This is a genomic window from Streptomyces sp. NPDC050743 (assembly GCF_044456925.1).
Lineage (GTDB): Bacteria > Actinomycetota > Actinomycetes > Streptomycetales > Streptomycetaceae > Streptomyces.
In genome coordinates, this window is record NZ_JBITGJ010000240.1 from 1 (window position 1) to 4,891 (window position 4,891).

Consider the following 4,891-nt stretch of genomic DNA (forward strand, 5'->3'; position numbering starts at 1 on the left):
GGGCTTGGTGCTGGTCATGCGGGAGGTGCTCCTGTCGTGCCCGCCCACAGTATCTGATCATTTCGGGGCGTCTCACCCGACGATGTCAGAGAGGGGACAGTCGTACCGGGGAAAGGCCCGTGCGAGCGATCCATCGTTGATCCGCTGCTGGATCAGGACGGTGATTCCTGCCCAGGCCTCGGTAGTGATGATCTCGTTGACGCGCGGTCTGCCCTGCCCCACGCGGTCGGAGTAGAAGGTGCTCTCGGTCACGGGAACCACCTTGGCAGCGGACTAACGAGCTCTCCAACTGGGTTTCCTGGGAACGGGCCGACCTCAGCGATGAGTTCAGAGATCACATTGGCCGTCAGGTCCGTGATCGGTCGGTTGCTGATGATCACTGCACGAGTCACATTCCCCACCACATGATCGTGATCAACGATCACAGCCTCGACGTCCCACCGCCCACCGCACGAGCTCGTTAGACCGGCTCCTGGCCGTTGATGAGTTGCTCTGCCGTGGTGTCTTGCACCTGCTCGGGGTCGGGCGCGACGGCCGTGCGGTCCGGATCCCACAGGTGGACGCCTTTGATGCCGATGGCGTGTGCCAGCTCGGGAGAGAGCAAGCCTGCTTCAGTGACCGACTTCTCACCCCGCGGCGCGGCTTCGAGGACCCCAGCGCGCCACAGGGCGTAGTCCGGGTGGTCTGGGGCGGAGCGGCAGACCGGAAGGGTCTCCACCTGGTGGCGGGTGATGTCCTCGGTGCCGAACAACTTTCGGGTGCCTGGGACGCCGGTGAGCTTGAACATGTGGATGCGGTCGCGAACGTACCGCCTCTTCATCTCGTCGAAGCGGTGAGCGGAGCGCAGGGCTCGCATGGCCGCATATGCCTCCCCGGGGTGATTGAAGGTGAGGTGATCGGGCGCGTCGTGCGACGCGTCGCCGACGGCATCGCATCCGGGGTGGAGGTGCAGGGAGTCGCCGGACTGGTTCATGGCGTAGAGATGGATGCCCATGGGTGTGCTCTCCGTCAGTAGTGGTTGAGGTCTGGGCGGTCGTTGGTAGAAGGGGCAGCCGGAGGGCACGACAAGGCGTGGCGGTGCATGAGGTTTGGGCGCCCTACGCGCGACGGCATCGCAGTTCGCTCAGAACGCCAAGCGGGACTTGTACGGGGATCTGCACCGGCTGCTGCCGACACAGTCGTACGCGGCAGGCCTAGCTACGCAACTCTGCTCGAGACACAGCGGCATCGCCGCCGGACGGCGGGCGGGCAGCAACAGCGCTGGCCTCGGCAGGGGTTAGCGCTGCAAGTCTGGCGTGGAAGTGAGGCCTGCATTCAACCTCATTCTCGGGGCTGCATCCGCGATGGACATGGGGGGGACTCCCGGCATGCGGGACGGCCCTCGAAATGCGGTCCCACGTGGTGGGGGACGAAAGTGGGCTCTGGGAACGACGCACGGTCCTCCCGTAGAGTCCTGCTCAGGGCGTAAAGAAGTGTCATGCGCGTTGAAGGAGACCACGGCGATGACGGATTTCGAACCCGACTGGGCCGGCGCGGACGACACGCGCACTACGCTGATCAGTGGGTTGCGGTCCGCGGGGACAGTTGACGACGACATCGTTGCGGCCTTGTCGCTGCCGGGCGTTCCCGACTGGTTGCTCTCGCATCCGTTCCAGGTCATCGGTGACCTGGACGAACTGAAGCAGGGTGGAACGTCTGTAGAGGTTCCAGAAAAGTGGCGCGCCGGGCTTCCCTATCGGATCGAAGTCGACGCGCACCAGCAGCTCCTGCTGTTCTATGAGCGCGTCCTCACATTCGGCACGCGAGATGAGCAGCGTGCTCTCATCAACCGTGGCTACCTCGTTGAGCACTGGCCGGATCTGGCGCGAGAGGTTCACCCCGTCGTCGTTTCCGTGTGGGAGCGGCGTTTCCCTGGTCTTCGCCGGTGAGCCGGCGATGAGGGAGGACCTCGCCCCGGTTCTGTCTGTCGCGGCGCGGGCCATGGCGGCAACGGACCAGGAGATGGGAATCCGTTTCCAGCTCACGGGCAGTGTCGCTCTCGACCTTCACGGCGCACTGCGAAGAGGACGGCTGAGCCTGGACGGTAGGCCGGCCCAATCTGCCAATGTGAATCTGAAAGGGCGGTATGTAAGTGCATAGGTGATTTGCCGTCACCTGAACGTGTGGCAGCACGGTATCCCGGCCGGTCGGCGGGCTCGGGCGTGCTGGGCTGAGTACCGTGAGCGAGCGCAAGCCCTACAAGACCGACCTGTCCGACGAGCAGTGGGCGCTTGTCGAGCCGGTGATTGCCGCATGGAAGGCCGCGCACCGCTCGGTCAGCGGTCACCAGGGCCGGTACGAGATGCGGGAGATCGTCAACGCGCTCCTCTACCAGGGCCGCACCGGCTGCCAGTGGGACCTGCTTCCGCACGACCTGCCGCCGCGCGGTGCGGTGATGTATTACTTCACCAAGTGGCGCGATGACGGCACCGACCAGACCATCCACGACCTGCTGCGCTGGCAGGTGCGGGAGAAGGCGCGGCGGAAGGCGGACCCGAGTCTGGTGGTGCTCGACACCCAGAGCGTGCACGCGGCGGCTGGGGTGCCCGCGGAGTCGACGGGGCGTGACGCGGCAAAAAAAGTACCGGGCCGCAAGCGCGGCCTGGCCGTTGACGTGCTGGGCCTGGTGATCGCGGTGGTGGTGCTCGCCGCGTCGGTGCACGACAACTCCGCAGGCATCGCGCTGCTGGACAAGGTCGCTGCCGACACCGACGCCGTGCAGAAGGCCCTGGTCGACCAGGGTTTCAAGAACGCCGTCGTCGCGCACGGGCAGAAGGTGGGCATCGAGGTGGAGATCGTCGAGCGCAACCCGGCGCAGACCGGGTTCGTGCCGATCCCCAAGCGGTGGATCGTGGAGCGCGCCTACGGGATCTTGATGCTGCACCGCAGGCTGGTGCGCGACTACGAGCACCTGCCGCGCAGTTCGGAGTCGCGGGTGTACTGGGCGATGACCGCGGTGATACTGCGCCGGCTGACCGGCGCCACCGCTGCGGCCTGGCGCAGCACATGACCGGCGGGGAGCTGACTCTCGGGGCGGTACTGTCGCGGCTGGAGGAGCAGGAACGGGAGATCGCCGTGCAGGCCGAGGCGACGAGGGAGCAGATCGCGCAGCTGGCCGCACGGCTGGACGAACTCGGCCGGGCCGCCGAGGAGGTCCGGATCACCCGCAAGACGCTGCTGGCGCTGCCCGATCCGCAGCCGCCCGCGCCGCCGGCGCCGAAGCTGCCGGACCATCCGGCCTACCAGCAGATCATGGCGGTGTTCGCCGCAGCCGACATGCCGCTACGAGCGCGGCAGGTGTGCGAGGCGATGGACCTGGAGATCGCGCCCAACAACATCAACAACACCCGCCTGAAGCTCAAGCGGCTCGCCGACCGCGGGATCCTGGCCGAGACCGAGCAGGGCTTGTTCACCCAGCCGCGGCCGTAACCGCCAGGCGACGTCACGGCCCGCCCGCACACTCCTCCCGAAAGCGCGAAACGGACATCACCTTACGTACCGCCCTCTAACAGGAGGCGAAATCGGCGGCAGGAAGCCGCATCGACTGAATAGGTACGCTTCCGAAGACGCGTGGGTTCCACCCTGTCCACGTCCACGAATCCGCGAACCCGCGCGCTTCGAAGCCGGGAGGCATCGCCTACCACCACATCTCGGACACCTACATCGCGCTGTTCACGCGCTCGTGACGATCGAACCGGTGACCGAACTCGGGGCCGGGGGCGTGGTGCGTGCGCCGCGCCCCCGGGTGGTGCCCCTGTCTGTCCCGCCGTCGTCGTACACCGCCGCTGCTGTCAAATCGATCGCTCGGGGGAAACCGTGCAGCTACTGACCTTGAACTCGGGCGGTCGTGGTGAGCGGGCTAGAGGACGGCTCCGGTTTCTGCAAGGCAGTCGTCGAGGCAGGGCCCCGGCATTCAGGTTGGATGTCCATGTTCATGACCATGTGATTCGGTAGCGCGTGAGGACGCGGTGCCGGTCGGTGTGGGCACGTCGGGCGGCGACGATGTTGGCGCAGCCGGCGAGCTTGAGGGCGGAACGGATCAGGTCGCGCAGGACGGCCAGGTCGACGGTAACGGGGGAGGGATCGTCAGCGCGACCGACCCGCCGCTCCGCTCAGCTCGCAGCAGGACTTCAACGGAGGTCATTTCGCTGAGAGGCTGTGTCTTCGGGAAGCGCTGTAGACAGGCGGAAGACTCCCAAATGCCCAGTAGCATACGCCTGTTACGTGCTATTTTCCGCCCGTGAAAGGACCTCGAGCGTGTCCAGCAGACCTGTGCTCCCTCCCGTACCGGGTGACCCGGCCTGGATAGGTCCCTTTCGCGTCGTAGGCCGCCTGGGTTCAGGCGGCATGGGACTTGTGCACGCCGGGATTGCGCCTGACGGAGCTCGGGTTGCAGTCAAGGTCATCCGCGTCGAGTACGCAGGCGATCCGGACTTCCGTGCACGTTTCACTCGTGAAGTGGACCTCATGCGCAGGGTCACCGGGCCGTGCCTTGTGCCGCTGGTTGCAGCGGACACCGGCGCGCTACAGCCCTGGCTTGCCACAGCGTACGTGCCGGGCCCCACTCTCAACGCTCACGTCTGCGCTCACGGGTCGCTATCGGGAGTAGTGCTCGACGCGCTAGCAGCTGGCACCGCTGCCGCGCTAGCAGCCATTCACACCGCAGGCGTTATTCATCGGGACCTCAAGCCTGGCAACGTCATCCTCGCTCCAGCGGGGCCCCGTGTCCTTGATTTCGGCATTGCGCACGCCCTGGATGAGAAGCTGTTGTCTTTCCGGACGCGAGGACTGCGTTTTCGCTGGTGGGGCATGGGGCCGGCGGTCTGGTGGGAGTGACGGCTTGTCATGTCGT

6 protein-coding genes are annotated in these 4,891 nt (G+C 66.2%); 4 read left to right on the plus strand and 2 right to left on the minus strand.

What is annotated here, in order from left to right; translation table 11 throughout:
• Positions 1–72: 72 nt before the first annotated feature.
• Together ACIBJF_RS52100 and ACIBJF_RS52105 are read right to left on the minus strand one after the other, a co-directional pair.
• Entirely contained in the window at positions 73–252 is a 180-nt protein-coding gene (locus ACIBJF_RS52100) for a hypothetical protein (protein WP_399184910.1), read from the minus strand.
• A 208-nt stretch (positions 253–460) separates the two neighbouring features.
• Complete coding sequence (locus tag ACIBJF_RS52105) at positions 461–994, minus strand: hypothetical protein (protein ID WP_399184911.1); 534 nt, start codon at positions 992–994, stop codon at positions 461–463.
• A gap of 508 nt (positions 995–1,502) precedes the next feature.
• On the opposite strand from ACIBJF_RS52105, the gene ACIBJF_RS52110 reads away from it, so the two are divergent.
• The 4 genes from ACIBJF_RS52110 (at position 1,503) to ACIBJF_RS52125 (ending at position 4,875) form a co-directional block, all read left to right on the plus strand.
• Positions 1,503–1,928, plus strand: coding sequence for a hypothetical protein (locus tag ACIBJF_RS52110; protein WP_399184912.1), 426 nt, complete (start codon positions 1,503–1,505; stop codon positions 1,926–1,928).
• 290 nt (positions 1,929–2,218) lie between these two features.
• Positions 2,219–3,049: an IS5 family transposase gene (locus tag ACIBJF_RS52115; protein ID WP_399184913.1), complete on the plus strand. Its 831-nt coding sequence runs from the start codon at positions 2,219–2,221 to the stop codon at positions 3,047–3,049.
• On the plus strand, positions 3,046–3,468 hold the full coding sequence (locus tag ACIBJF_RS52120; protein WP_399184914.1) for a hypothetical protein: 423 nt from the start codon (positions 3,046–3,048) through the stop codon (positions 3,466–3,468). The genes ACIBJF_RS52115 and ACIBJF_RS52120 overlap by 4 nt, the downstream gene beginning before the upstream one ends.
• A gap of 843 nt (positions 3,469–4,311) precedes the next feature.
• A complete protein-coding gene (locus tag ACIBJF_RS52125) occupies positions 4,312–4,875 on the plus strand; it encodes a protein kinase (protein WP_399184915.1) in 564 nt (187 codons plus the stop codon).
• The last annotated feature ends 16 nt before the right edge of the window (positions 4,876–4,891 follow it).